Source organism: Viridibacterium curvum (assembly GCF_039544165.1).
GTDB lineage: Bacteria > Pseudomonadota > Gammaproteobacteria > Burkholderiales > Rhodocyclaceae > Viridibacterium > Viridibacterium curvum.
This window is the reverse complement of record NZ_BAABLD010000015.1, coordinates 86,678-112,623: the sequence shown is the minus strand read 5'-3', so window position 1 is coordinate 112,623 and position 25,946 is coordinate 86,678. Positions and strand designations below refer to the sequence as shown.

30 protein-coding genes and 1 pseudogene are annotated in these 25,946 nt (G+C 62.5%); 20 read left to right on the top strand and 11 right to left on the bottom strand.

From position 1 onward, the window contains the following. The first annotated feature begins 3 nt into the window (after positions 1–3). Positions 4–714 (top strand): type III pantothenate kinase, encoded by a 711-nt coding sequence (locus tag ABEA02_RS15865; protein ID WP_345534072.1) that lies wholly within the window; start codon positions 4–6, stop codon positions 712–714. 4 nt (positions 715–718) lie between these two features. Here the strand turns inward: ABEA02_RS15865 and ABEA02_RS15860 are convergent, their stop codons facing one another. Then, the gene (locus tag ABEA02_RS15860; RefSeq protein ID WP_345534071.1) at positions 719–1,594 is read right to left on the bottom strand and encodes a MipA/OmpV family protein; all 876 of its coding nucleotides are present in this window, start codon (positions 1,592–1,594) and stop codon (positions 719–721) included. A 141-nt stretch (positions 1,595–1,735) separates the two neighbouring features. Here ABEA02_RS15860 and ABEA02_RS15855 point away from each other — a divergent pair, with 141 nt between their 5' ends. The 9 genes from ABEA02_RS15855 to ABEA02_RS15815 all read left to right on the top strand — a co-directional run bounded on the left by ABEA02_RS15855 (position 1,736) and on the right by ABEA02_RS15815 (position 8,620). Then, positions 1,736–2,536: an SPOR domain-containing protein gene (locus tag ABEA02_RS15855; protein WP_345534070.1), complete on the top strand. Its 801-nt coding sequence runs from the start codon at positions 1,736–1,738 to the stop codon at positions 2,534–2,536. 3 nt (positions 2,537–2,539) lie between these two features. Next, positions 2,540–3,166 carry a dephospho-CoA kinase gene (coaE, locus tag ABEA02_RS15850; RefSeq protein WP_345534069.1) on the top strand — a complete coding sequence of 209 codons (627 nt, stop codon included), beginning with the start codon at positions 2,540–2,542 and terminating at the stop codon, positions 3,164–3,166. Between the two features lie 45 nt (positions 3,167–3,211). Further along, positions 3,212–3,967, top strand: a complete 756-nt coding sequence (gene zapD / locus ABEA02_RS15845) for a cell division protein ZapD (protein WP_345534068.1) — start codon at positions 3,212–3,214, stop codon at positions 3,965–3,967. 241 nt (positions 3,968–4,208) lie between these two features. Next, positions 4,209–5,030, top strand: a complete 822-nt coding sequence (gene coxB / locus ABEA02_RS15840; RefSeq protein WP_345534067.1) for a cytochrome c oxidase subunit II — start codon at positions 4,209–4,211, stop codon at positions 5,028–5,030. 51 nt (positions 5,031–5,081) lie between these two features. Further along, positions 5,082–6,701, top strand: a complete 1,620-nt coding sequence (ctaD, locus tag ABEA02_RS15835; protein WP_345534066.1) for a cytochrome c oxidase subunit I — start codon at positions 5,082–5,084, stop codon at positions 6,699–6,701. Between the two features lie 20 nt (positions 6,702–6,721). Further along, on the top strand, positions 6,722–6,832 hold the full coding sequence (locus ABEA02_RS15830) for a cytochrome oxidase small assembly protein (protein WP_345534065.1): 111 nt from the start codon (positions 6,722–6,724) through the stop codon (positions 6,830–6,832). After that, positions 6,829–7,350: a cytochrome c oxidase assembly protein gene (locus ABEA02_RS15825; RefSeq protein ID WP_345534064.1), complete on the top strand. Its 522-nt coding sequence runs from the start codon at positions 6,829–6,831 to the stop codon at positions 7,348–7,350. Before ABEA02_RS15830 ends, ABEA02_RS15825 begins: the two co-directional genes overlap by 4 nt. A gap of 8 nt (positions 7,351–7,358) precedes the next feature. Next, positions 7,359–7,568, top strand: coding sequence for a DUF2970 domain-containing protein (locus tag ABEA02_RS15820; RefSeq protein ID WP_345534063.1), 210 nt, complete (start codon positions 7,359–7,361; stop codon positions 7,566–7,568). Between the two features lie 47 nt (positions 7,569–7,615). After that, positions 7,616–8,620: a cytochrome c oxidase subunit 3 gene (locus ABEA02_RS15815; protein ID WP_345534062.1), complete on the top strand. Its 1,005-nt coding sequence runs from the start codon at positions 7,616–7,618 to the stop codon at positions 8,618–8,620. 8 nt (positions 8,621–8,628) lie between these two features. On the opposite strand, the gene ABEA02_RS15810 is transcribed toward ABEA02_RS15815, so the two are convergent. Further along, a complete protein-coding gene (locus tag ABEA02_RS15810; RefSeq protein WP_345534061.1) occupies positions 8,629–8,829 on the bottom strand; it encodes a twin transmembrane helix small protein in 201 nt (66 codons plus the stop codon). 47 nt (positions 8,830–8,876) lie between these two features. Between ABEA02_RS15810 and ABEA02_RS15805 the strand changes: the two genes are divergently transcribed. From ABEA02_RS15805 to ABEA02_RS15780, 6 genes are all read left to right on the top strand, one after another. Further along, positions 8,877–9,575, top strand: coding sequence for an SURF1 family protein (locus ABEA02_RS15805; RefSeq protein WP_345534060.1), 699 nt, complete (start codon positions 8,877–8,879; stop codon positions 9,573–9,575). After that, the gene (locus ABEA02_RS15800) at positions 9,572–10,177 is read left to right on the top strand and encodes a hypothetical protein (protein ID WP_345534059.1); all 606 of its coding nucleotides are present in this window, start codon (positions 9,572–9,574) and stop codon (positions 10,175–10,177) included. Before ABEA02_RS15805 ends, ABEA02_RS15800 begins: the two co-directional genes overlap by 4 nt. A 43-nt stretch (positions 10,178–10,220) precedes the next feature. Further along, positions 10,221–11,237, top strand: a complete 1,017-nt coding sequence (locus ABEA02_RS15795) for a COX15/CtaA family protein (protein ID WP_345534058.1) — start codon at positions 10,221–10,223, stop codon at positions 11,235–11,237. Beyond that, positions 11,218–12,108 carry a heme o synthase gene (gene cyoE / locus ABEA02_RS15790; protein WP_345534057.1) on the top strand — a complete coding sequence of 297 codons (891 nt, stop codon included), beginning with the start codon at positions 11,218–11,220 and terminating at the stop codon, positions 12,106–12,108. Before ABEA02_RS15795 ends, cyoE begins: the two co-directional genes overlap by 20 nt. Then, positions 12,105–12,692, top strand: coding sequence for an SCO family protein (locus ABEA02_RS15785; protein ID WP_345534056.1), 588 nt, complete (start codon positions 12,105–12,107; stop codon positions 12,690–12,692). Before cyoE ends, ABEA02_RS15785 begins: the two co-directional genes overlap by 4 nt. 263 nt (positions 12,693–12,955) lie before the next feature. Beyond that, positions 12,956–13,150, top strand: coding sequence for a hypothetical protein (locus ABEA02_RS15780; protein ID WP_345534055.1), 195 nt, complete (start codon positions 12,956–12,958; stop codon positions 13,148–13,150). Positions 13,151–13,170: 20 nt separating this feature from the next. Here the strand turns inward: ABEA02_RS15780 and ABEA02_RS20190 are convergent. The 7 genes and pseudogenes from ABEA02_RS20190 to ftsY form a co-directional block, all read right to left on the bottom strand. Continuing rightward, positions 13,171–13,410: pseudogene (locus tag ABEA02_RS20190) on the bottom strand (pectate lyase family protein); the annotation flags it as partial. A 193-nt stretch (positions 13,411–13,603) separates the two neighbouring features. Beyond that, on the bottom strand, positions 13,604–14,479 hold the full coding sequence (gene rpoH, locus ABEA02_RS15775) for an RNA polymerase sigma factor RpoH (protein WP_345534054.1): 876 nt from the start codon (positions 14,477–14,479) through the stop codon (positions 13,604–13,606). 221 nt (positions 14,480–14,700) lie between these two features. Continuing rightward, positions 14,701–15,705 carry a patatin-like phospholipase family protein gene (locus ABEA02_RS15770; RefSeq protein ID WP_345534053.1) on the bottom strand — a complete coding sequence of 335 codons (1,005 nt, stop codon included), beginning with the start codon at positions 15,703–15,705 and terminating at the stop codon, positions 14,701–14,703. Positions 15,706–15,823: 118 nt separating this feature from the next. After that, entirely contained in the window at positions 15,824–16,720 is an 897-nt protein-coding gene (gene ftsX / locus ABEA02_RS15765) for a permease-like cell division protein FtsX (RefSeq protein ID WP_345534052.1), read from the bottom strand. After that, positions 16,717–17,382: a cell division ATP-binding protein FtsE gene (locus tag ABEA02_RS15760; protein WP_345534051.1), complete on the bottom strand. Its 666-nt coding sequence runs from the start codon at positions 17,380–17,382 to the stop codon at positions 16,717–16,719. Before ABEA02_RS15760 ends, ftsX begins: the two co-directional genes overlap by 4 nt. 109 nt (positions 17,383–17,491) lie before the next feature. Beyond that, positions 17,492–18,640, bottom strand: coding sequence for a dienelactone hydrolase family protein (locus tag ABEA02_RS15755; protein ID WP_345534050.1), 1,149 nt, complete (start codon positions 18,638–18,640; stop codon positions 17,492–17,494). A 55-nt stretch (positions 18,641–18,695) separates the two neighbouring features. Then, positions 18,696–19,718, bottom strand: coding sequence for a signal recognition particle-docking protein FtsY (gene ftsY, locus ABEA02_RS15750; protein WP_345534049.1), 1,023 nt, complete (start codon positions 19,716–19,718; stop codon positions 18,696–18,698). Between the two features lie 78 nt (positions 19,719–19,796). Here ftsY and rsmD point away from each other — a divergent pair, with 78 nt between their 5' ends. From rsmD to ABEA02_RS15735, 3 genes are read left to right on the top strand one after another with little or no spacing between them, the layout of a single operon-like run. Beyond that, positions 19,797–20,351: a 16S rRNA (guanine(966)-N(2))-methyltransferase RsmD gene (rsmD, locus tag ABEA02_RS15745; RefSeq protein ID WP_345534048.1), complete on the top strand. Its 555-nt coding sequence runs from the start codon at positions 19,797–19,799 to the stop codon at positions 20,349–20,351. Beyond that, a complete protein-coding gene (coaD, locus tag ABEA02_RS15740; protein ID WP_345534047.1) occupies positions 20,348–20,839 on the top strand; it encodes a pantetheine-phosphate adenylyltransferase in 492 nt (163 codons plus the stop codon). Before rsmD ends, coaD begins: the two co-directional genes overlap by 4 nt. A gap of 27 nt (positions 20,840–20,866) precedes the next feature. Further along, positions 20,867–21,121: a YfhL family 4Fe-4S dicluster ferredoxin gene (locus tag ABEA02_RS15735; RefSeq protein WP_345534046.1), complete on the top strand. Its 255-nt coding sequence runs from the start codon at positions 20,867–20,869 to the stop codon at positions 21,119–21,121. Positions 21,122–21,193: 72 nt separating this feature from the next. Here ABEA02_RS15735 and ABEA02_RS15730 read toward each other — a convergent pair whose 3' ends face one another. Beyond that, positions 21,194–23,155 (bottom strand): dynamin family protein, encoded by a 1,962-nt coding sequence (locus ABEA02_RS15730; RefSeq protein WP_345534045.1) that lies wholly within the window; start codon positions 23,153–23,155, stop codon positions 21,194–21,196. A 126-nt stretch (positions 23,156–23,281) separates the two neighbouring features. Beyond that, on the bottom strand, positions 23,282–24,097 hold the full coding sequence (gene mutM / locus ABEA02_RS15725; protein WP_345534044.1) for a bifunctional DNA-formamidopyrimidine glycosylase/DNA-(apurinic or apyrimidinic site) lyase: 816 nt from the start codon (positions 24,095–24,097) through the stop codon (positions 23,282–23,284). Between the two features lie 134 nt (positions 24,098–24,231). On the opposite strand from mutM, the gene ABEA02_RS15720 reads away from it, so the two are divergent. Beyond that, on the top strand, positions 24,232–25,938 hold the full coding sequence (locus tag ABEA02_RS15720; RefSeq protein WP_345534043.1) for a tetratricopeptide repeat protein: 1,707 nt from the start codon (positions 24,232–24,234) through the stop codon (positions 25,936–25,938). Positions 25,939–25,946 lie beyond the last annotated feature (8 nt).

Here is a 25,946-nt window from a genome sequence, read left to right as displayed (position 1 = left end):
CTCATGCATCTGTTTATCGACGCTGGCAATACGCGTATCAAGTACGCTGCCCATGACGGACAGCGTTGGTTGTTCCACCGCGTTACGACTGGCGATGCATTGGCGCTGGATTTGCCGACTGGCGTGAGCTTGCGCGGCGCGCTTGCGGCCAGCGTCGCGTCACCCGCTGTGAATGCAGCACTGGATGAGCAATGCAGCCAGCACGGCGTGTCGCTGGACTGGTTTCGCTCTTCGTCAGCGGCATGCGGCGTGCGCAATGCTTATGCTGATCCTTCACAGCTGGGCGTGGATCGCTGGGCGGCGGCATTGGCGGCCTGGAGCAGGGTGCAGGGGCCTTGCCTGGTGGTGAGCGCCGGGACGGCGACGACCATCGACCTCATCGAAGCGGATGCACAAGGCGGTGGATGTTTTGCGGGTGGTTGCATCTTGCCCGGCTTCGACATGATGCGTCGCGCGCTGGCCGAGGGCACGGCGCGTCTGCCGTTGGCTGAGGGGAGCTGGCAGCCCAAGCCGGACCGCACGCAGGACGCAATCTACAGTGGCTGCCTGAATGCGCAGCTGGGCGCCATCGAACGCATGCGTAGCCAGTTGCCGGCTGGATCGGCCGTCCTGCTCGCGGGAGGCGCGGCGCCTTTGCTGCGGCCGCAGATCTCGGCGCCTGTGATCGAGACGCCGGATCTGGTGCTGGAAGGGCTGCTGCGCGCAGTGGGCTGAGTGCTTACTGCTCTTCGTCGCGGGCTACGACGCGCTCTGCAGATTCCTTGAATACCCACGCAATGCCGAAGCCGGCCGAGTAGTTGTATTTGCGGCGGACCAGAGGGCTGTCGTCAAAGGTGGCGCCGTTGACCGAGCTGCCGCGCACGTAAGCACCCACCCATAGCTTGTCGAAGCGACGTGAGATGGCCGTCGTGAGCTGCCAGCCTCCGTAGCCGCCTCTGGCTTCATAGGCAGGGCGATTGGCCGTGGCGTACTGCTGGTCGACGCCATACAGGTACTGATGATATGTCTTGGTCGCGAAGTACAGGCCGGCCTGAGCGCCGAAGTTCCAGCCTTTACGTGGCGTGTGCGAGAAGTTGAGGGCGGAGGTAAAGACCTGACCGCGACTGCGGAAGTTGCTATTCACACCACCGAATTCCATGCCGATGACCTGTCGCACAGGCAGGCGGATATCGAGGCGGTTGGTGTCGGTGGGGCGACCGAAAATACGCACGATGCCTTGCGGACCGACTTCCAGTGCCGGATCGAGGTCGGGCATGCCTCGACGGGCCTCGTTCTTGTCGCTGTTAACCGGGACATTGCCGCTGAAGCTGAGCTCGAGATCGAGGCGGTCGCTGGCGTAGAGCTCCCCACGCACCCCACCACGGTCGGCCTTGATGATGTCGCCACGGTAATAGAAGTAGGGGAAGGGCAGGATGCCGCTGCTCTGGTGATCGGCGCCGCGATAATCGGGCAGGGTATAGAAGAAGCCACCGAGACCGAGCTCCCACTTGGGTACCGTACGCACGCCGTTCGTTTCTCCTTGAGGCGCTGTCTGGGCCTGCACGGCTCCGGCAGCGACGACAGGAAGGTAGGCGAGGGCAAGGCGCTTCAGCATGGGCGGCTTTCGTGAAAAGGAGCGGAGGTCGCATTCTCGCAGCAAAAGCCCTTCATGGCAGAGCCTCCGCTCGGCGGAACGCCCTTTCCGGAGCCGCTGCGGGCTTGGAACTCTGCGCGCCGCAAAGGATAATCCCGCCCCATGATCGGATTTCGCTTACTGCTTGGCGTCCTGCTGGCGTTCAACCTGGCCTGTCTGGCCATTGCGGCCCTGCCTTTGCTGGGCCGTGACCCGCTGTTCATGGGAACGACCGAGCCAGAGCGCATGCTCAACCAACTCGCACCGGAGCGTCTCAAGGTGTTGCACGCACAGTCCGACCCGCTGCCTGATGCGCCGCCCCCTGTTGCCGTTGCCTCTGCCGAAGCCAGTAGCGCGAGTCAGCCGGAAGCCTCCACACCCGCCGTCGAAGTTTCGGCGCCTGCTGCGTCGGTGGCTGCATCGGCACCGCAGCCTGCTGCAGCTCCCTTGGCAGCCAGTGCGCCCGGCGGTGTCGCTTGTGTGGCGTTCGGGCACATGACGGTGGCGCAGGCGCAGACGTTCGCCCAGCGTGTACGCAAGGTCGGTAGCGGGCTGAGCGTCCGCGAGGAGGCGCCCAAGCCTTCTTCGTTCTGGGTGAATATTCCGCCGCAGGGGGGCAAGGATGGCGCTGAGCGCCGCGCGGCCGAGCTCAAGGAAATCGGGCTTGAAGACTTTTTCATCGTCCAGGAAGTGGGTGAGAACCGCTTCGCCATTTCGCTGGGGCTGTTCAAGGCCGAGTCGCTGGCCGAGCGCCAGCTGGAGACCCTGCAGAAGCGTGGCGTGAAGGGCGCCAAGGTGTCCGCACGCATTAATCCCAACGGTGCGCGGGTCGAAATCTCGGGCAGCGGCGAGCTGGTCGAGCGCGCAACGGGCGAGGCGGCTGCCGAGGTCAAGGCGGCACAGCGCGAGGCCTGCGCGGGCTGAGTTGTGGGCGCTGATACATCGGCACACCCAGGGCCCAGGGTCATCGGCCTGACTGGCGGCATCGGCAGTGGCAAGAGTGCTGCAGCGGATTGCTTCGCCGAGCTGGGGGCAACGCTGGTGGATGCAGATGTCATCGCTCGTGCGCTGACTGCGCCGGGCGGTGCTGCAATCGAGCCCCTGCGGGCGGCTTTTGGAGACTGGGCGATCACGTCGGAAGGTGCGCTGGACCGCGCCGCCATGCGTGAGCGTGCGTTCGCCGATGCGACAGTCCGGCAGCAGCTTGAAGGCATTCTCCACCCCCTCATCCGCCAGCAATGCGAGCGCGAAATCGCTGCGGCAACAGGCCCTTATGTCTTGCTGGTCGTGCCTTTGCTGGTCGAAACGGGCGGCTGGATCGGGCGCTGTGAGCGCATCGTGGTCGTGGATTGCCCGGAGGATCTGCAGCGCGCACGTGTCATGCAGCGCAGCGGTCTAAGTGAGGCGCAAGTGCGCGCCATCATGGATAGTCAGGCAAGCCGTGCTCAGCGCCGCGCCGCAGCACACGAAATCATTGACAACGCTGGGGATTTTGATAGTTTGCGGGCACAGGTAGATGCGCTGCACCAGCGTTTCCTGCCAGACAGGGTCTGAACGAACCGGCCCTGACACTAAAACACGCTTCCACGCCGGCATGCAGTGATTACTTACGAATATCCGCTGAACGAGCGTATCCGGACTTTGCTGCGTCTGGAAGCTCTGTTCGACAAGGCGCTGCACTTCGCCACGGCGGATACAGGCTACGAGCATCACGCTGCCTTGATGGCGCTGTTCGAGATACTCGAAGTGGCCGGGCGTGCCGACCTGAAGGTCGACCTCGTGCAGGAACTCGAGCGCCAGCGCCAGACCCTGCATGCGTTCCGCGACAACCCCCAGATCTCCGAAGAGGCGCTGTCGGGCGCACTCTACGAGATCGAACAAGCCAGCATGTCCTTGCTTGCGATGACCGGCAAGATCGGGCACTACGTGCGCGAGAGCGAATGGTTGATGGCGGTGCGCTCGCGTGCGGCGATTCCCGGGGGGGTCTGCGAGTTCGACCTGCCGTCCTATCACCACTGGCTGAACCGCGATTCGGATCGTCGCCGCACTGATATCCGCAACTGGCTTTCGCCGATGTTCCCCATCCGCGATGGACTGAGCATCGTGCTGCGTCTGTTGCGTGAGAGCGGGCGCCCCGAGATGCAAGTCGCGCGCCGAGGCGGCTATCAGCTGATGATGGGAAATCGCGTCGCACAGATGGTCCGCGTCCGGCTGCCACGGGACAAATCCTGCGTGCCGGAAATCAGCGCCAACAAATACGCGTTCAATATCCGCTTCGTTCTCCCGGAGTTCACTGCGCGTCCGCAGGTCGTGGATTCCGACATCGAGTTCGAACTGACGTTCTGCAACCTCTGACGTATCGGCCCGTCCGGTTGCGGCCGGCCTCCCTGCACAAGCTATCGGCAAGCCTCGCCTCGATTGACGCCAACAGTGGATATTGTTGATGTGCGTCAATTTTTTTGCCGCATTTTTCGCTGCTGTGCGAAAATCCGCCCTCGTCAAAACCACGCTGGCGATAGTGCCAAGCGTGGCGAGAGAAATTACAGGACTGTTCATCTCGCAGCTCCGACGGGGGCGCGACCAGGGTGTTCAAGACATGAAAAAAGCAGCAGTGCGCGCAGTTCCCGCCGTATTGGCAGGGCTTCTGGCGGTGGCCCCAGCCCTCGCCCTCGACAGCCAGTACAACTTCCAGACCCCTGTCACGAAGGTGGCGGATGACATCCTGGGTCTCCACATGTCCATGTTCTGGATCTGTGTGGCGATCTTTGTCGCGGTGTTCGGCGTGATGTTCTATTCCATCTGGGCTCACCGCAAATCCAAGGGGGCCGTGGCCGCGACTTTCCATGAAAGCACCGCTGTCGAAATTGCCTGGACGATCATTCCGGTCATTATCCTGGTGGTCATGGCCTGGCCGGCCACCAAGCTGGTGCTGGCCCAGAAGGATACTTCGGCGCCTGATATCACGATCAAGGCCACCGGCTATCAGTGGAAGTGGAGCTACGACTACGTGCAGGGCGAAGGTCAGGGCATCAGCTTCTATTCGACGCTGTCCACGCCGCGTGCCCAGATCGACCGTGGCGAATGGAAGGGTGACAACTACCTGCTGGAAGTTGATAACCCGGTCTATGTCCCGGTTGGCAAGAAGGTGCGCGTTCTCCTGACCGCGCAGGACGTGATTCACGCCTGGTGGGTCCCGGCCTTTGGCGTCAAGCAGGATGCCATCCCTGGCGTCGTGCGCGACACCTGGTTCCGTGCCGAAAAGGAAGGCGTCTATCGTGGCAACTGCGTCGAGCTTTGCGGCAAGGATCACGGCTTCATGCCCATCGTTGTGCACGTCGTCTCGCCGGAAGCCTACGCCGCCTGGGTGGCCGGAAAGATGAAGCCCGCCGCAGCGCCAGCCGTTGCGGCCGCGAGCTGATTCCGGACATCACGAACAGACATCAACACACAGGATTCACAGGAGCCGTACATGAGTGCAGTCACTTCTGACGCCCACGGACACGATCACCACGATCACGACCACGATCACCACATGCCCACGGGCTGGCGCCGCTGGATGACAGCGACCAACCATAAGGACATCGGGACGCTGTACCTCATTTTCAGCTTCATCATGTTCCTGTCGGGGGGTGTGATGGCGCTGACGATCCGCGCCGAGCTCTTCCAGCCCGGTCTGCAGATCGTTCACCCCGAGTTCTTCAACCAACTCACCACCATGCACGGCCTCGTGATGGTGTTCGGCGCGATCATGCCGGCCTTCGTGGGTTTCGCGAACTGGATGTTGCCGCTGATGATCGGTGCGCCGGACATGGCCTTCGCCCGCATGAACAACTGGTCTTTCTGGTTGTTGCCGCCGGCAGCCATCCTGCTGGTGGGCTCGTTCTTCGTCCCCGGTGGCGCTTCGGCTGCAGGCTGGACGCTGTACGCGCCCCTGTCGCTGCAGATGGGCATGGGCATGGACATGGCGATCTTCGCGGTGCACATCATGGGCGCCTCATCGATCATGGGTGCGATCAACATCGTTGTGACCATCCTCAACATGCGCGCCCCCGGCATGACGTTGATGAAAATGCCGATGTTCGCCTGGACCTGGCTGATCACAGCCTACCTGCTGATCGCCGTGATGCCCGTGCTGGCCGGCGCCGTGACGATGCTTCTGACCGACCGTCACTTCGGCACGACTTTCTTCAACGCCGCCGGTGGTGGTGATCCCGTGCTGTACCAGCACGTGTTCTGGTTCTTCGGTCACCCTGAGGTCTACATCATGATCCTGCCGGCATTCGGTATCGTGTCGCAGATCATCCCGGCCTTCGCGCGCAAGCCGCTGTTCGGCTATGCATCGATGGTGTACGCCACGGCGTCGATCGCCATCCTGTCCTTCGTCGTGTGGGCGCACCACATGTTCACGACCGGCATGCCGGCGGTGGCGCAGCTGAGCTTCATGTACATGACCATGCTGATCGCCGTGCCGACAGGTGTGAAGGTGTTCAACTGGATCGCCACGATGTGGAAGGGCTCGATGACCTTCGAAACCCCGATGCTGTTCGCGGTGGGCTTCGTCTTCGTGTTCACCATGGGCGGCTTCACGGGCCTGATGCTTGCCATCGCGCCAGTGGATATCCAGTACCAGGACACCTACTTCGTGGTGGCGCACTTCCACTACGTGCTGGTGGCGGGCTCCTTGTTCGCACTGTTCGCCGGCACCTACTACTGGCTGCCGAAGTGGACGGGTCACATGTACGACGAGAAGCTTGGCAAGCGTCACTTCTGGTTCTCGATGATCTCGTTCAACATCACTTTCTTCCCGATGCACTTCCTGGGCCTGGCCGGCATGCCGCGTCGTATCCCGGACTACAACCAGTTCTTCACTGACTTCAACCAGATCGCCACGATCGGTGCATTCGGCTTTGGTCTGTCGCAAGTCTTCTTCCTGTACATCGTGCTGAAGACCTACCGTGGCGGCCCGAAGGCCGCAGACAAGCCTTGGGATGGCGCAGAAGGCCTGGAGTGGACCGTGCCGTCGCCAGCACCCTTCCACACCTTTGAAGTGCCGCCCAAGTTCGAGGCCCCGGCAGGTCACGGTCACTGATCAGTGGTTGAACGCAGCACATGAGTAATTCACAAAAGGGCCGCAACCTGCGGATGCTGTTGATCCTGGCGTCCATCGCTGCGGCCTTTTTTGCTGGTTTCATCGTCAAGACCTGGTTGTTCGGACGATGATCAGCGATAACCGCAGGCTGGCAATCAAGCTGGCGATTGCCGCGTGCGTGATGTTCGGGTTTGGTTTTGCGCTGGTGCCGTTCTATGAACAGATCTGTGAAGTCACGGGGCTGAACAATCTGCTCAAGCCGGATCGTGATGTCGTCAATACGCAGGTGGATACCTCGCGCTCGGTGATGTTGCAGTTCGATTCGAACGTTCAGGCGCTGGCGTGGCGATTCAAACCCTTGCAGACAAGTATTACGGTGCATCCGGGCCAGATGGTGCGGGTGGACTACGAAGTGGAAAACACGCTGGATCGTGCCGTGACCGGGCAGGCTGTACCGAGCTATACACCGGCATTGGCAGGGACTTTCGTGAAGAAGCTGGAGTGCTTCTGTTTTTCGAAGCAGACGCTGGGGCCGCGTGAGAAGCGGGTAATGCCGGTCGTGTTCACGCTGGATGCGGGACTCCCGGCCGATGTCACCGTTGTGACGCTGTCCTACACCTTCTTCGAGGTGCCCGGGACGCAGGGCTGAGGTGTGGCATGGTGGATGAGCAGCGGAGTCCGGGTTTTCTGGCGACTGTGAGTGCGGTGTTCGGTGCCTTCATCGGCATCCGCAAGCGGCGTGATTACGAACGGGATGCGGCGCAGTTCAAGCCGGCCCACCTGATTGTTGCGGGCATCATTGGCGGCGTGATTTTCGTCGTGTCGATGGTGATGTTCGCCAGATTTGTGGTGTCCCAGGCGGGTTGAGTCGCCCGGGGACTGAAGAGACAGGCAATAAATTGGAGAAGGCCAGCATGAGCAGCCATACCCTGGAGAAGTACTTCGTTCCGGAACCCTCCCTTTACCCGCTGATCGGTTCGCTGGCGCTGTTGCTGCTGGGATCGGGCGCGGCGTTCTGGGTGAACCATCTCGAATCGGGGCCGTACCTTGTGGCCGCCGGCTTTGCCGTGCTGATCTACATGCTGTTCGGCTGGTTCGGCGCGGTTGCCCGGGAGTCCGAGACGGGCAAGTACGGCGCGCAGGTCGACAAGGCCTTCCGCTGGAGCATGGGCTGGTTCATCTTCTCCGAGGTGATGTTCTTCGCGGCTTTCTTCGGCGCGCTGTTCTTCGTGCGTGGCGTCATCGTTCCGGATCTGGGCAGCGAAATGGGTCAGGTGTTCTGGCCGAACTTCAAGCCGGCGTGGCCGACGGCTGGCCCGCTGATCGAACTGCCTTTCCACATGACCTGGACCGGCAAGGCCGCACTGGGCCTCGCGCTGATGATCGCCGCAGGTGCGGCAGTAACCTATGCCCACAGGCCGCTGGAGCATGGCAAGCGCGGGCAGCTGCAACTGGTGCTCGTGCTGACCGTGGCACTTGTTGGCTTGTTCCTCGGTGCGATGAGCATCGACTGGTTGCCTGCCATCAACACGGCGCTGCTGCTGGCGTCGGCCGCTACCCTTACCTGGGCACACTGGGCGATCCGCAATGGTGATCGCAAGCAGTTCAACCTGTTCCTGTTCCTCACCATTGCGCTGGGCGTGGTCTTTCTGGGATGCCAGGTGCAGGAGTACATGCATGCTTACCACGAGGGCCTGAAGCTCTCGACCGGTATCTACGGCTCGACCTTCTTCATGATGACCGGCTTCCACGGCCTGCATGTCACGATCGGCGCGATCATGCTGACTGTGGTGCTGTTCCGCTCGCTGGCTGGCCACTTCAGCACTGAGCGCCACTTCGCCTTCGAGGCTGCGGCATGGTACTGGCACTTTGTCGACTATGTCTGGCTGCTGCTGTTCATCGTCGTCTACGTGCTGTAACAGATGGATCAGTGAAACAGGTGTCCTGATACCCAACCCATCCTGTAGATCAACAGGATCAGGCAAAAGAGCAACAGGGACAGCCCGATGCGCCAGGTCAAGGCGCGCACGGTGCGGTCACTGTTGCTCTTGTCTTTCACAAGGGCGACCATGCCGGTGCCCAGCGTGACGGCGATGGCGATCAGCATGGCGATGACTACCCAGCGCATTGACGACTCCCGATGGTGAAATGCAGCGCATTCTACGCTGAGGCGACATGGGCTCCGCTGTGAACGTGCGGCGCTGGATGCCTTTGGTGGCCGGTGTATTGCTGGCATTGGTCTGTGTGCGGTTGGGCATGTGGCAGCTTGATCGCGCGGCCTTCAAGCGCGAACTGCATGCGCGCATAACGGCCAACGAGGCAGTCCGTGCGGCCGAGAATGCTGCTTCCCTGGCGACCTGGCAGCGAGTGCAATTGCGTGGCAGCTGGGTCAGTGGCCAGACCGTGTTCCTCGACAACCGCAGCTACCAGCATCAGCCCGGTTACGAGGTGCTTTCCTTGCTGCAGCTCGACAATGCCGGTGGGTTGGTGATGGTCAATCGTGGTTGGGTCAAGGCGGGCGCGCAGCGCACGCAGCTACCCGATGTGGCGCAACCGGATGGTCTTGTAACCCTGATCGGGCGGGTACGCGAACCGGACCTGACGAGCTTTCGCCTCGATGACGGGCGCGATCCCGGCAAGATCTGGCAGCGCGCCGATCCGGGTCTGTTTGCCGGGCGACTGGGCAAGCCTGTGGCGCCCTACGTGATCCAGCAAGAAAGCGATGCGGCCGACGGTCTTGTGCGTGACTGGCCGCGCCACGAAAACGAAGCCTACAAGCACCAGGCCTATGCCTTGCAGTGGTTCGCCTTTGCCTGCCTGTCTGCAGGTCTGTCAGGCTGGTTTGCCTGGCGACGTCCGAGATCAAACCGATGAATCAGCCTTCCCGGCAGTCTTCCGATGCGGCCACTGCCGCCGCCAGCACGATCGATCTTGCTCAGCGCGCGAAGGGACGCCGAACCTTGCTGCTTTTGCTGGCCGTCAGCGCCGCGCCCGTGGTTGCTGCCCTCGTGATGTTCTATTTCGTGCGCTCCGACAAAGTGGCGGTCAGTGGTGAACTGATCAATCCGCCACAGGCTCTTGCGCTGGACACGGTAAAATTGCCCGGATCGGGCGTGCTGGCAGACAAGCTGCGCGGTAAATGGGTGATGGCTCTGCGTGCCGAGGCGCGCTGTGCCGAACCTTGCCGGCAGATGCTCTACTACATGCGCCAGGTGCGTACGTTGCAAGCCAAGGAAATGGACCGCGTGCAGAGGTTGTGGGTGGCAGAGGGTGATGCCACGCCTGAGGCCGCGTTGCTGGCCGACCACCCGGATCTGCTGGTGGTACGGGATGCCACACTCGCCGCTGCCCTCGGGCCGGCGGATCGCATCGTGCTGGTCGATCCGCGTGGTTTCCTGATGATGCGTTACGCCGCAGCGCCGGAAGCCAAGGGCATCGTGAAGGACCTGCAGAAACTGCTGAAATACACGCGCTGAGCCGCTCCCCGGCTGGGCCGTCTGACCGGGTTGAACCCAACACATGATTCGCAAACTCGCATTCTTCTCTCTATTGCTGGCCTTGTTTGTCGTCGTCCTTGGCGCTTACGTCCGCCTCAGCGACGCCGGGCTCGGCTGTCCCGACTGGCCCGGTTGCTATGGTCACCTGTCGCCGCATCACGCCAAGGAGAAGATCCTGGCTGCGCACGCGGCAGATACGGATGGCCCGGTGTCCATGCCCAAGGCCTGGAAGGAGATGGTCCATCGCTATCTGGCGAGTTTCCTCGGTCTGCTGATCCTCATCGTGGCCTGGTTGTCGCTGCGTCGCTGGCGTCGCGAAGGTGTGACGGCGGCGGCCCCGCTGCTGCTGGTTGGCATTGTGATCTTTCAGGGCATGCTGGGCATGTGGACCGTGACTTTGCTGCTCAAGCCTGCCATCGTGACCCTGCACTTGCTGGGGGGGCTCGCTGTGCTGGGCACGCTGACCTGGATCTGGATGCGTGAGTCGGGCGTGGCACGCCACGCGGCCGGTTTCAGCCTGTCACTCCTTGCGCGTGGTGCCTTGTTGCTGCTGGTGTTGCAGATCGCGCTGGGTGGCTGGGTCTCGACGAACTATGCTGCGCTGGCGTGCCCGGACTTCCCGACCTGTCAGAACAGCTGGCTACCTGGCATGGATTTCGAGAATGCGTTCCACGTGTTCCGCGAGCTGGGCCGCACGGCCGAGGGAGAAATCCTGCCGGCGGCGGCGATGACCGCCATCCACTGGGCGCATCGTGTGGGCGCCATCATCGTTGGTGCCTATCTGCTGATGTTCGCATGGCGGCTGATGCGCTATGAAGAGCTGCGTGGTCTGGCGCTCGGGCTGGCATTCGCGGTGCTCCTGCAGATTTCGCTGGGTATCTCCAATGTGGTGTTCAGCCTGCCGCTGGCGATAGCGGTGGCCCACAACGCGGTTGCCGCACTGCTGGTCATGCTGCTGGTGGGGATCAATTTCCGCTTGCGCGGGGTGCGTGCCGGAGCGCACATGGAAAGGATCTGGAATGAACGGCTCGCTGCTTGAGCAACCTGTGCAGCGTCTGCGCGCCTATCTCGCGCTGACCAAGCTGCGCGTCAATACGCTGATCGTTTTCTGCGCGATCATCGGCATGTTCCTCGCTGTGCCGACGGGGCTGCCGCCTGCGGGTCTTGTGCTGGCGGCTACGTTGGGTATCGCTTTCGTCGCTGGCGCTGCGGCCGCGATCAACTGTCTCATTGAACAGCAGATCGACGCCAAAATGGCGCGCACGCGCGCACGCCCCCTGCCGCGCGGCGAGCTGTCGACAGCCGAGACCCTGCTGTTCTCTGCCGTGCTGGGCGGGGCGGGGTTGTCGGTGCTGTACCACGCAGTCAACCCGCTCACCATGTGGCTGACCCTGGCGACCTTTGTCGGTTACGCCGTCATCTATACCCTGCTGCTCAAGCCCTACACGCCACAGAACATTGTCATTGGTGGCGCATCGGGCGCCATGCCGCCCGTGCTGGGTTGGGCGGCCATCACTGGCGATGTGTCGGCGGATGCCTGTTTGCTGTTCCTGATCATCTTCGCCTGGACCCCGCCGCATTTCTGGGCGCTGGCGCTTTATCGCACCAAGGAATATGCCGCCGCTGGCCTGCCCATGCTGCCCGTTACGCACGGTGCCGAGTTCACGCGCCTCCAGGTGCTGCTCTATACCTTCATCCTCACTGCGGTCACGTTGTTGCCTTTCGTAACGCAGATGTCGGGCTGGATCTACCTCGCCAGCGCCATCCTGCTGAACGCCGTGTTCATCGCCTATGCCTGGCGCCTGCTGCGCGAATACAGCGACGAACTGGCGAAGCGCACGTTCCGTTTCTCCATCCTGTATCTCTCGCTGATTTTCGCGGCCCTGCTGGTCGATCACTACCTGAAATGAGAGCCAGCCTTGCCGCCTTGCTCGTCGGTGTGACGCTTGTGCTAAGTGCGTGCGACAACAAGCCGCTGCAGTTCAACAGTACCGACATAACCGGGCAGGACTACGGCAAGGCGCTCAATCTGCCCGACGCCAGTGGCAAGCCGCGCAGCATGGCCGATTTCGCGGGCAAGGTCGTTGTCGTGTTCTTCGGTTACACGCAATGCCCGGACGCCTGCCCGACCAGTATGGCGTTGATGGCTGACGTGACCCAGCGCCTCGGCGAGGACGGCAAGCGTGTGCAGACCGTGTTCGTCACCGTGGATCCGGAGCGTGATACGTCCGAGCTGGTGGGCAAGTACGCGGCGGCATTCAATCCCGCTTTTGTGGCGCTGCGCGGTGATGAAGCGCAGACGCGCGCCGTGACCAAGGCTTTCAATGTTTTCTTCGAGAAGCGCGGCGACATTGCCAGTGGGCGTTACACCGTCGATCACACCGCAGCACTCTACGTCTTCGACACCAAGGGTCGCGCGCGTTTGTTCGTACGCTACGGAGAGACACCTGAACGCCTGACAGCAGACCTCTCCCTGTTGCTCCAAGGGCGCTGAGCGCTCGGAAAAATAGGCCAACCGCGCGGTTGGCCTATTTTCTTGCGGCGGCACTAACTCAGTTCTGATACGAGCACTTGTTCGGATTGCCGGCCGGATCCGAGCCGAATGCGGCAACGGTGCAGGCGATACTCTTGCCGACACCGACATACTGGGTCACCCACTTGCCCTTGCGGCCAAATGCGACCCAGCCTGTGCCGCTCGCGGGCTTGCAGCTTGCACCTTCATCGGAGCACTTCTTGAACCCTGTCGGGTAATCACCCGTGCCGGACAGGACGGGGGCGCTACCTGCGGATGCGCTGCTACTTGATGAGCTTGCAACACTCGATGATGCTGCGCTGCTGGCCTGCGACGATGTTGCGCTGGATGATGCCTTGCTGCTCGATTGCGACGACGCTACAGACGAGGCGGTGCTCGATGAAGAAGCACTACCCGCGCATGCCGCTGCTGTCAGTTGAGCGCCACCTTTGCCAACGCCTGCATACAGCGGCAGCTTGTCCTTGACGCACTGTGCGCTGACGGGCTCATACGTGTAGGTCAGCGTTTTCGGGAATGTAGCGGTGGTTGTCCACGCGTCAGCATTCTTTTCGCCGCTGCCGACCGAGCCCCAGGTGATGTTGTAGGTCTTGAAGTCAGCCGGTGACAGGATGTTGTTGTTGCGCAGATCCCACCAGCCGCAATTGCTCGTGTCGCTGCGGCAGGTTACGGGGTTCTTTGTGTTCTGGAGTTTGCCCTCCGAACTATTTCGCCACCAAGAACGATTGGCTTGGCGTCGCTTGTCTGGTTTTTCGAGTGGTCGTCAGGCGTCAATCGGCGTTTTTATTGTTTTTGCCAGAGACAAACGGCCTGGTTGGGGCGATAAAAAAGGCCGACAGGGTGTCGGCCTTGTGTGGTTCATTTCTGAATCGGGCTCAGTTGGCCGATAGCAAACCACGCATCTTCTGCATCGCCTTCACTTCGATCTGGCGGATGCGCTCGGCCGACACGCCATACTCGGCGGCCAGTTCGTGCAGGGTGGCCGCAAGCTCGCCATCTTCAATCAGCCAGCGGCGTTGCACGATGGCGCGGCTACGCTCGTCGAGGCTGGCCAGTGCGTTGCGCAAACCTTCGTCCTGCAGGCGCTCGTGTTGAGCCGTTGCCAGTTCTTCAGAAGGTTCTGGTGCCGAGTCGGCCAGCCAGGCGAGCGGGGCGATGCGGTGTTCGTCCTCGTCGTCGCCGGAGCCTTCCAGCGACACGTCGCCACCGGCGAAACGCGATTCCATCTCGAAGACCTCTTCGGTCTTCACGCCCAGCTTCTGCGCGATGTCGCTGGCCTCATCCTGGGTCAGGTTGTGCGGTGCCTCGCCGTTCTGGCTGCGCATGCTGCGCAGGTTGAAGAACAGCTTGCGCTGTGCCTTGGTCGTGGCGATCTTTACCAGACGCCAGTTGCGCAGAATGTATTCGTGGATTTCGGCCTTGATCCAGTGCATGGCAAAGGAAACGAGACGCACGCCACGATCCGGGTCGAAGCGCTTGACGGCCTTCATGAGGCCGACGTTGCCTTCCTGGATCAGGTCAGCGTGAGGCAGGCCGTAGCCGAGATAGTTACGGGCAATCGACACCACCAGACGGAGGTGCGACAGAACCAGCGCGCGTGCGGCTTCTAGATCGTTGTTCTGCTTCAGGCGACGCGCCAGCGACAGCTCCTGCTCTTCAGTGAGCATGGGGAAGCGATTGGCGGCTGAAATGTACTGGTCGATACTGCCCAGCGCATTCGGCATCGGGAAGGACAAAGCGTTTGTGGTCATGGTGTGAAGCCCTCTGCAACCGTTGACTGCAACATCACTGTGAGACGATTTTAGCACTCGCATGTATTGAGTGCTAACAAAGGGTCTAAGTTCCCGACACGCGCGTCATGGGTCAAGTGTGCACGCAAGGCGCTGATTTCAAATGGATCTCGCAATCCATAGCGCAGGTCTATCGGCATCATCGCAGCGGGCTTGAGTACCCCGAGGCCGGGCCGGCTGCTTCAGGGGCCCAGAAAAGCACGTGCCTCTTCGCGCCCCAAGGCGATAAGGCCCTCGATGAAAACCGGGTCGCGATCGAGTTTGGAAGCGTAGTCCAGTGAATCGCCGTTGTCGCCTTTGGCGTCCAGCACGATCTCCTGCCACACCACGGGTTTGAAGCCGCTGCTGTCGAGCACGCCTTGCTCCAGCCACTTGTTGACCTGCCGGATGAAGAACATTTCCTGCTCCAGCGCCAGATTGCCAGCCATCTCGTTCTGGCGGTCCGTGATGTCGGCCAGACGCTGCGGAATGCCCGAATGCTCGCGCGGGTTGATGCGCAACAGCCAGATCGCGTCCGGCTTTTCATCGAGGTCGCAGCCCGACAGCAGGTTGCGCACCGGCGGGTTTTGCGACAAAAGACCATCCCAGTAGGGCTGTCCGTCGACATCCACGGCGTTGTAGAGGTTCGGGACGGCCGTCGAGGCCAGGACTTCGATGGCACGCGGCGCGCGCTGCGGCCCGGCACGGAAGACGTGTGCCTGACCCGTCAGAACATTGGCGGCGCCGATCAGAAGCTTCGGGGTGTGCGGGCCCAGCATTGAGGGCAGGGTCTCGAAGGGTACGTACTTCTGCAGGAGCTCCAGAATGCGTTCCTGAGCCCAGCGCGACAGCACGTTGGGAGCACTTTCGACATGTGGCAGCACCTCGCGCAGGCGTTGTGACTGCACGGTGAAGAAGTTGTTGAACATGTCGCCGACCGAGTGGGCCGACATGTCGTGCCAGAAGTCGGTCAGTGCGCGGCGACCGATCTCGGGGCCGACGGGATGCGTCAGGCCCAGCCAGGCAATCAGTGCATTGATGGCGCCGCCCGAGGTGCCGGCCAGCGAGACGATGCGGTAGCGCTGGCCGTTGTAAGGCAACAGGCCTTCAGCGTCGATGCGTGACAGCAACTCGATCAGTACGCCGGCTCCGAAGGCGCAGTGGCTACCGCCGCCCTGACAGGCAATGGCGAGTTTGAGTGGTTCCATGGAGTCTCCCGGGGCGGGTGCAATGTACGTGCTTGCGCGTTACGCCAGCCATTATGGCGCGACTCTGTTGCGCTGCAAGAAAAGCGCCCCTATGGGTTTGTGCCCAGCGCTGGCGGGCTCAGTCGACCAGGCCATCCTGCACGTGGCGGCGCACCGAGATGGCCGCACCCAGCCAGCCCAGCAAGGCCGTGAAGGCCAACAGGCAGCCGGTCTGCAGTGCGTCCGGCCCTTGCAGGCTGAGCGTGACGCTGTAGGTGCGGGCCAGCGCTTCGATGGCGGGTGCCAGCAACCGCAGCAGCAGCGTCACCAGCCCCCAGGCCAGCAGACCACCCAGCAGGCCCTGCAGCAGGCCGAAGTAGAGGAAGGGCCGGCGCACCGCCGGGCGCGTGGCGCCGAGCAGCAACTTTACCGAGATCTCGTGCCGCAACGTGAGGATCTGCAGGCGCAAAGTGTTGAAGGTGACGATTACCAGCGCCGTGCCCAGCAGCAGTGCCAGCGTCAGGCTTGCGCTGCGTCCCAGCTGTACGATGGCAGCGAGACGTTCGACCCATTCGGCATCGAGCTGAACCAGCGCGGTTTCAGGCATGGCCGAAAGCTCTGCCTGCAGGGCTTTGAAGCTGGCAGGGCTGTCATCGCGCGGTTCGAGCACGAATGCATCGGGCAGGGGGTTGTCGAGCAGGGCACCCGTTACGTCACCGAAGCCCCCGCGTGCGGCCAGCTGCTGCAAGGCTTGATCGCGCGGTACGAAGCGTACGCGAGCGATCTGCGGGTTGTTGCGCAGCTTCTGTTCGACGGCGCGCGTCGCGTCGCCCGTGATTTCGTGCTTCAGGAACAGGCTGATCTCGGGCTCACCGGTCATGCCATGTGCCAGGCCAGCGAGGTTCTCGACGAGAGCCCAGCCCAGTGCCGGCAGGGTCAGTGCAATGGCTACCACGAGCGCCGACAGCAAGGCCGTCAGCGGCTTGCTGACGAGCCGGCGGATGGCTTGCTGAAGAGCGTCCAGATGTTCGCTCATTGCATCAGCTTTCCGTGGGCGAGCTCGATGCGTCGTGCGCCATAGGGCGAGTAGAGCGTGTCGTCGTGGGTGGCAAGGATCAGCGTGACGCCTGCGGCATGGAAGCTGCGAAACAGTGCTGCGATGTCACGTGCATACGCCGGGTCGAGGTGAGCGGTCGGCTCGTCGGCAATGAGGATGCTGGGCCGGTTGACGATGGCGCGCGCGATGGCAACGCGTTGTTGCTCGCCACCGGAGAGCGTCACCGGCAGGGCCTTCTCGAAGCCCGACAGGCCCACCTTTTCGAGCGCCACGCTGGCGCGTGTGATTGCCTCGCGCTTCGAGGTACGCGCGATCTCACCCGAGACCTGCAGCGGCAGCATGACATTGTCGAGCACGCTGCGATCCATCAGCAGGCGATGTTCCTGCATCACCAGGCCCAGGCTGCGGCGCAGGTAGGGGATCTGTGATTGGCGCATGCGGCCTACGTCGAGGCCATTGACCATCACGCGGCCACTGCTCGGTGATTCGAGTGCGGCGACGAGCTTTAGCAGGGTGCTCTTGCCGGCGCCCGAGTGGCCAGCGAGCACCAGCAGCTCACCGTGGCGGATATCCAGCGTGAGCTCGTCCAGTGCCGTGTGGCCACCGGGGTAGGTCTTACTGACGTGGTCGAACTGGATCATGAAAGAAAGGCTGGCGACAAGCCGGGCTCAAGGCGAGCGCGCATTGTAATGTGCCCGCCAAGACAAAGGGCCTGCACGGCAGGCCCTTGTCGCGTGGCGGATGGCTTTCTTACTTGAACTGCTTGTCCAGCCAGTCGTAAGCAGCGCTTTGGGTGTCGGCAACGAATTCGTGGGCACCAGGCAGCATGCGTGCGTCGAACTTGTTGTCGGCCTTCCAGGCCCCCCACACCTTGCGCATCTTGTCGTACGACGCGTTGACCGCGTCGACCGGGAACAGCGCGTCCTTCTCACCCGCGAAGAACAGCATCGGCTTGGGGGCGGCGAGGCTCGCCACATCGGGGAAGTCGAGGTAACGCAGCACGCCAGGGTGCAGCATGTTCCAGGCAGACGCCCCCTTGAGCTGGTTGTTGCCCGGCACCATCAGGCCTTGCGTGGTGGCCATCCAGTTCACCACGATACCCGCGGTTACGGCGTCCGACAGGGCAGCAACCTGCCAGGCGCGGAAAGCGCCCATCGAGAAACCGATGGCCGCGACGCGCTTCTTGTCGACTTCGGTCTGCGCGGCGAGGAATTCGGCTGCGCGCGCATCTTCGAGCGCCATGATGCCGGCCAGCGAAGTGCCCAGATTAAGGCTGTTGGCGGCGACGGCTTGCTGAATGTCGAAGGTCAGTGCAGCGCGGTCGCCCCAGCCCAGCGCGTCATGCGCCAGTACGACGTAGCCGCGCTTGGCGAGCTCGTCGCCGGGGAATTTCTCGCTGAAGAAGCGCTTTGCCCAGGCCTTCGACGATTCGAGCCGGGCGTCGTTGCCCCAGGTCTCGATCAGCTTTTCCTTGCCGATGTCGAACTTCGAGCCGTGGTCGTGCAGCATCAGCGCGGCGGGGAAGGGGCCTTTGCCCTTGGGCACCAGCATCAGGGCCTGGACGCGGCTGTCGGCCGTGAGGTTGAAGACGACTTTGCGGGCGACATAGCTGCCGCGATCCTGCTCGTCGAGCACGACGGCATTGAAAGGCGTCCTGTCAGGCAACTGCAGGGTCAGTTCCCACATCTTGTCGCGACCGGCCTTGCGCCAGGCGCTCAGATCCTTGATCTTGGGGTTCCAGGCCATGCGGAAGTCGAGTCGCGACTTCAGCGATTCGTAGAAAGCCGGCATGTTGTGCTGGATGCCGGTGGTCTGGAAGTCGGTGTCGGCAGCCGGGGCCGATGGGACAAGGCTCATGGCAAGCAGGCCACCGAGCAAGGCTTGGAACAGTTTGGGCATGGACGCGTCTCCGTTATCGTTGTTACCGGTCGCATGCTTTTACCATACCTCGACATCAGTTGGCTTGTCCGAACAGCGCGTGGACGAATTCACGGGCTTCAAAAGCCTGCAGATCCTCAATGCCTTCGCCGACGCCGATATAGCGCAGGGGCTTGGGGTGGGTACGGGCAATCGCGGCGATCACGCCCCCCTTGGCCGTCCCATCGAGCTTGGTGATGACGAGGCCTGTCACGCCGATGGCCGCATCAAAAGCCTTGAGCTGCGCGAGGGCGTTCTGGCCGATGTTGGCATCCAGCACCAGCAGCACTTCGTGCGGGCCGCTGGGTTCGGCCTTCTGGATGACGCGACGCACCTTGGCAATCTCTTCCATCAGGTTGAGCTGGGTCGGCAGGCGGCCCGCGGTATCGATGAGCACGATATCGATGCTGCGCGCCTTGGCCGCCGCAATGGCGTCGAAAGCCACGGCGGCCGGATCCCCACTCTCTTGCGCAATGACGGTCACGTCATTGCGGCGGCCCCATTCCATGAGCTGTTCGCGCGCCGCCGCGCGGAACGTATCACCGGCTGCCAGCAGCACGCTCTTGCCTTGCGATTGAAAGTGCCGAGCGAGCTTGCCGATTGAGGTGGTCTTGCCAGCGCCATTGACGCCCGCCAGCATGATGATGAAAGGTTTGTGGCCGCTGACGACCAGGGGCGCCTGCAGTGGCGCGAGCAGGTTGTGCAGCGCTTCGGCCAGCGCCTCTTGCAGCTGCTCGCCGCTTTCCAGCTTGTCGGTTTTCCAGCGGCGGCGCAGCTCGGTAAGCAGGGCCGTGGTAGCCTCCACGCCGCAATCGGCCATCAGCAGAGTGGTTTCCAGCTCTTCGAGCAGTTCCTCGTCGATCTTGCGACGCGAGAACAAGCCACTGATGGGGTCGCCCAGCGCTCCGAGCTGCTGGCGGGTGCGCGACAGGCCGGCCTTGAGTCGGCCGAACCAGCTGGAGGCAGGCGCTTCGCTGGCCGGTTCGGGCGCCTGCGCGTTCTGCTGGGCATTTTTCTGAGCGGCTTCGTCGCCACCGGATTTCTTGAAAAAACTGAACATGTGGATACTGCCTGGCGCCTCGCTGTCTGACGGGAAAGTCTATCAGATGGGCCCTGGCTCCCTGAGTGGGGCTCGGGTATGAGCCGTGTACGCATTGTGGGCGGCAGTCTTCGTTCGCGACTGATTGAGGTGCCGGACGCTATGGGTTTGCGACCGACGCCGGACCGCGTCCGCGAGACCCTGTTCAACTGGCTGGGGCAGGATCTGGAGGGCTGGCGTTGCCTGGACCTGTTCGCCGGCAGCGGTGCGCTGGGCTTCGAAGCCGCTTCGCGCGGGGCTGCCGAAGTCGTGATGCTGGAGTTTGCTCCCAAGGTACACGCCCACCTTGCCAAGGCGCTGCAGGGCCTGGGCGTAAAGAACGTTCGGCTACAGCGAGGCGATGCGCTAAAATTCCTTCAGGATCAGGCGATTGGAACTGGGGGTGCAGCTTTCGACCTCGTCATGCTTGATCCGCCTTACCGGATGGATTGGCTGAAACGTATCGAGCCCCTGCTGCCACGTCTGCTGGCACCCGGTGCGAGGGTGTATGTCGAGGCCGAATTTGCTGTCGAGTCGTTTGCCGGTTTGCAAAGGATCAAGGCCGGCAAGGCAGGGCAGGTGCACTATCAATTGTTTGCCGTGGAGCAGGCGTGAAGACTCATATCGCGGTGTATCCCGGGACTTTTGACCCGCTCACGCGTGGTCATGAAGACCTTGTGCGGCGGGCCGCCAGCCTTTTCGATCGGGTGATCGTCGGGGTGGCACAAAGCTCGGGCAAGCGGCCCTTGTTCTCGCTCGACGAACGTGTCGAACTGGCTACGAGCGTGCTGGCAGATTGCAGTAACGTGACTGTGCTAGGGTTTTCAGGTTTGCTGATGGATTTCATCCGCAGCCAGGGCGCGCGCGTGATCGTGCGGGGTCTGCGCGCGGTGTCGGATTTCGAGTACGAGTTCCAGATGGCGGGGATGAACCGCAAGCTGTATCCCGATGTCGAAACATTGTTCCTGACGCCCGGCGAGGAATACATGTTCGTCTCCGCTACGATGGTGCGCGAGATCGGATTGCTGGGCGGCGACGTGAGCACCTTTGTGCATCCACAGGTCGCCGAACGGATACGCCAGAAGGTTCTGGCGAGTCGTTGAATCTTGTTTTGAAAGGTTGTTGAAGACATGGCCCTGATGATTACGGACGAATGCATCAACTGCGACGTCTGCGAGCCGGAATGCCCCAACGAAGCGATTTCGCAGGGCGCCGAAATTTACGAAATCGACCCTAACAAATGCACCGAGTGCGTGGGGCACTACGATGAGCCGCAGTGCCAGCAGGTCTGCCCGGTCGATTGCATCCCGCTCAACCCGGAGATCGTCGAGAGCAAGGATCAGCTGATGCAGAAGTACTACAAACTGGTCGAAGCCAAGGCTTGACGCAGGTGGGAGGCAACAAAAAAGGCACCGCGAGGTGCCTTTTTTGTTGCCTGGATGCCTGGCGGTCCGGATTCAGGCTGCGACCGCGTCGTCCTCGGGGATGGCGTCGAGGCTGCCGCCCAGCGCGGTCTCGATGGAATGGCGGAGTCGCTCCAACTCATGGTGCTGGCGAGCCAGCGCTTCGTCAGCTTGCTTGAGCTCACCAATACGGTCTTCCAGTGTGCCGGTGGCTTCATGCACGCGTTTGACGCTTTCGAGGCGGCGTTTGAGCTGTAACTGGTATTCACGCACCTGTGTTTCCAGCGGCGACATCACCGCGCGTAGCCATTGCTCGATGTCGCGGTTGGCGACTTCGAAGGTGCGGCGCGCTTCGATGGCGATGGTGTCGAAGAAGCGCTGGGTGACCGTGCCTTTCCACTGAGTGATCATTGCGCTCATGGTGTTGAGCTGGTCGTCGAAGGCTTTTTCGAGACGCGCAATTTCGCGCTCGTAACGAACCGTCGAAAAGCTCGAAGGCGGGGCAAGCTTGAGGCCGTGTTCGACGGCGAAGCGTTTGTACATCGCCTCAAGCATCTCGGTGATTTCGTTGATCTCGTCGGACGACTTGCGCAAGTTGCTGCGCAGGTTGCCGAAGAACTGCAGCATGGCCTCACGCAGACCCTTGGAGAAGTTGGCATCGACCATCTTGGCGCGCGTGCGGCGGGTTTCGGTGCGCACGGTGTCCACGCCGATGTGCGAGAACAGCTTGTTCGACAGGCTGGTGAACACGCTGCGCACGGCATGGTACTTCTGCAGGCCGGTTTCGAACTCGTCGCGTTCGGCGCGCACCTTGCGCATCATGTATTCGATGACGCCCTGGTTCTTGCCACGCAGGTCTGACATTTCCTTGAGCTGTTCCTGCAGGCTGCGGCCACGGGCGTTGAGCAGCTCCGAGAGGCGGCGGACGATTTCGCCGGTTTCGAGCAAGGCGTTGTCGCGCGTGATTTCCTGGCGAGTGGGCAGCATCTGGCTGCTCAGTGCGGATTCCAGCTGGTTGATGCGGGAGCGTTCCAGCAGGGCCGAGTCCTGATGCACCTTGGCGTATAGCGCTTTCTGCGCTGAGACCGGGTAGACCTGATCGGTCGTGATGCCCAGCGTGTCCGCCACTGTCTGCACCTGTTTGCGGATTTCGCTTTCGATCTGCTCTTCGCTGCGCAGGCCATCCCACAAGCCGTCGATCTTGTTGAGCACAACCATGCGACCGCCCTTTTGCTTGCGGCCGATGTTGACGTGCTTCTCCCACACCTGCAGGTCGCTCTGCGTGACGCCAGTGTCGGCGGCCAGGAGGTAGAGCACTGCGTGGGCGTTGGGGATCATTGACAGGGTCAGCTCGGGCTCCGAGCCGATGGCGTTGAGACCCGGGGTGTCCACGATGACCAGCCCCTGTTCAAGCAGCGGGTGAGGGAACTGGATGATGGCATGGCGCCAGCAGGCGACTTCGATCATGCCGTTAGCGTCGGGGCGGGTGCCCTCGCGGCCAGTGTCGTCGACCGGAAAGCCGAGGCGCTCGGCTTCGTCGCGGGTCACCAGTTTGGTTTCCGAAACGCGCTTGAAGGCAGTTTGCAGGCTTTCGGCGCTCTGCACGTCGAAGGGTTCCAGCGTCCACTCGGAGGCCACGCGGCGCAACTCGGCGACGCTTTCCTGACGCGCACGCGTCTCGATGGGCAGCAGACGGATGCCGGGAGTGGCGCCGTTGTCCCAGGCGAGTTCGGTCGGGCACATTGTGGTGCGGCCAGCGCTGGAGGGCAGCACGCGGTTGCCGTACTGGGCGAAGAAGATGGCGTTGATCAACTCTGACTTGCCGCGCGAGAACTCGGCCACGAAGGCCACGACCAGCTTGTCCTCCTTGAGTCGTTCGAGCACATGAGCGAGGCGCATGTCGGCCTGGGCGTCGGACAGGTCGTTGTTGTCCATCCAGTTGCGCAGGCCTTGCACGACACCGGCGACTTCGCTGCGCCAGCGCGAGTACTCGGAAAACTGATCGATCAAGGTCATGAAACGGGCTCCGGAAAAGTCGGAAAATCAAATAATTCACAAGCATAGCCGGATTCGGCAAGGGCGCAATATCCCCGCAGGCCCGTTCCGCGCCGCACAAAGCCGCTGGTCGTCGTCGAGCCGGCCTCAGCGCCGCTGGCAGCGAGCGCAGTGGAAAGTGCTGCGCTGACCCATCACCAGTTTGCGAATGGCATGGCCGCAGACGCGGCAAGGCTCCCCGTCCCGTGCATAGACGAAGTAGTTTTGCTGGAAGTAGCCGGAGCGGCCATTGACGGCGACAAAATCGCGCAGGGTGCTGCCACCCGCAGCGAGGGCTTCCTGCAGGGTCTGGCGCACCTCATCGGCAAGTCTGATGCAGCGTTCGCGTGACAGCTTGCCGGCCGGCGTACGCGGGTCGATGCGGGCACGGAACAGGCTTTCCGAGGCGTAGATGTTGCCGACGCCGACTACGTGACTGGCGTCCATCAGCCACAGCTTGATGGGCGTTCTGGCGTTGCGCGTAGCGGCGTGCAGCCAGCCTCCATCGAACCCGTCTTCGAGCGGCTCCCGCCCCAGCTTGGCCAGCAGTGGGTGGTCAGCGACCGGTTCGGCCACCCACAGCACGGCGCCAAAGCGGCGCGGGTCGTGCAGGCGCAGCAGGCATTCGCCGAAGACGATGTCGACGTGGTCGTGTTTATCGGGCGTGGTCGTCGTCGGCAATACACGCAGGCTGCCCGACATGCCCAAGTGGATCAGCAGGCTGCCGCCTGCGAAGTCGAGCAACAGGTACTTGGCTCGTCGTCGCACGGCCCGCAAGGGCTGGCCGGTCAGTTGCTCGCCGAGATCTGCGGGCACCGGGTATCGAAGTTGTGGCTGGCGGACGGCAACCCCACTGACCGTCTGCGCCACGATGTGTTCGGCGATGCCCCGGCGGGTGGTTTCGACTTCGGGCAGTTCAGGCATCGGGCAGTGGAGGTGCTTGAGGGAAGCAGCATCCTACCGTGCGTCAGGCGCCAGCGTCGTCTTGCGTCGCGGACATAGCTGATACCATCTGCAGACAGGGTCGGCTGGCCGACCGCATTACGCCCGGAGTCCCCATGGCAGTTCCCGTCGGTGTTCGCCTCGCCGCGCTGGTCTTCAGTTGCTCGGCCTTCAGCCACATTGTCTGCGCGCAGGAAGCGCCCGCCCCCACCCGTTCGGTGTTGCAGGCGCCGTCGGGCGTCAATGGCGAACTGGTGGCCAATATCCTGCTCGCCGAGACGGCGGCTCAGCGTGGCCAGCCCGGGCTGGGGGCGTCGATCTACTTGTCGATGGCGCAGGTGACGCGTAACGCGGCGTTGGCCAAGCGTGCTCACGAACTGGCGCTGGGTGCAGGCCAACTGGAACTGAGTGCGCAGGCCGGCAAATTGTGGCTGGAGCTGGAGCCGAATGCGCCGGGTGCGACCCAGGCCTTCGTGCGTGCCGTCTCAGGGCAGACGGCCAAGCTGGAGGATGTTGAGGTCCAGCTGCGCAAACTCCTGGAATCCGAAACCATGCCGGTCGAGGCCTACATCGACATGCTGCCCGGCCTCTTGTCGCGTTATCCGGACAAGGCCGCCGTGCTCTCCATGATCGAGCGCCTGACGCGCCCCTATGGCCGCTATGCCGAAACCCACTATGCCGTGGCCCGGGCTGCGCTCGATGCGGGGGACTCAGTCAAGGCCGAGGCGGCTGCACAGCGCGCGCTGGATGTGCGTCCCGACTTTGAGGCCGCCGCACGACTGCGCGCACTGGCCGCGCCGGCCACACGCTGGACCGCGGCCATAGAGGAGCTGGGGCGCTTCGGCAAGCGCTATCCGCAAGCAAGGCAAGCACGCGAGCAGTACGCGCGCTGGCTGGTTTCGGTCAGGCGTGACGCAGAAGCGCTGGCCATCTATCGCGCCTTGTTCAACGATTCGCCGGATGACGAGCAACTTGCCAATCGCGCACTTGGCCAGTGGATGAAGCTGGACAAGACCGGTGACCCCGAGGCGCTGGTGCGCCGTTTGAAGGCGGAGAAGGCCGGCAATGCCGACACCTTGCGCCTGTTCATGTCGAGCATCCTGGAGCGCCAGGGCAAGTTTGACGAAGCCATGGCCGAGCTTGGTGCTATCGAGTCCGGTTCGGCCTACATGAATGCCGCCGTGCGCCGTGTACAGTTGCTCGCCATGCAAGGCAAGGGCGACGAAGCGCGAACCGTTGTCAGTGAGGCCGTGCGCCGCCAGCCGCAGAAGGCCTATCTGCTGGTGGTCTGGCAAGCCAACGCGATGTCGGCCGGCGGTCGTTCCAACGAGGCGCTGCAGATGCTGGAGAACTTCCTGAGCGAGCGCCCGGATGAGCATGACGTGTTGTTCGAGGCAGGCATGGTTGCCGAGAAACTGGGGCGTCATGAGGACATGGAGCGCTATCTGAAGCGTGCCATTGCGGTTCAGCCCGATGAGCCGCTGGCCTACAACGCCCTCGGTTATTCGCTTGCAGACCGCAACCTGCGTTTGCCCGAGGCCGAGCGCCTGCTCGTGCGCGCTGTCCGCTTGTCGCCGGAAAGTGCTGCCATCGTCGACAGCCTGGGCTGGTTGCGTTTCCGGCAGGGCAAGCTGGATGAAGCGATTCGTTTGCTGCGGCAGGCCAAAGAGATGATGGCCGATGCCGAGATCTCTGCACACCTGGGCGAAGCCTTGTGGAAAAACGGCCAGAAGGACGAGGCTCGCAAGGTGCTCAGCGAGGCCGAAAGCCTCGACCCTGAGAGCCCCACGCTCAAGGACGTGAGGCAGCGCCTGCTGCAATGAGGACTCCC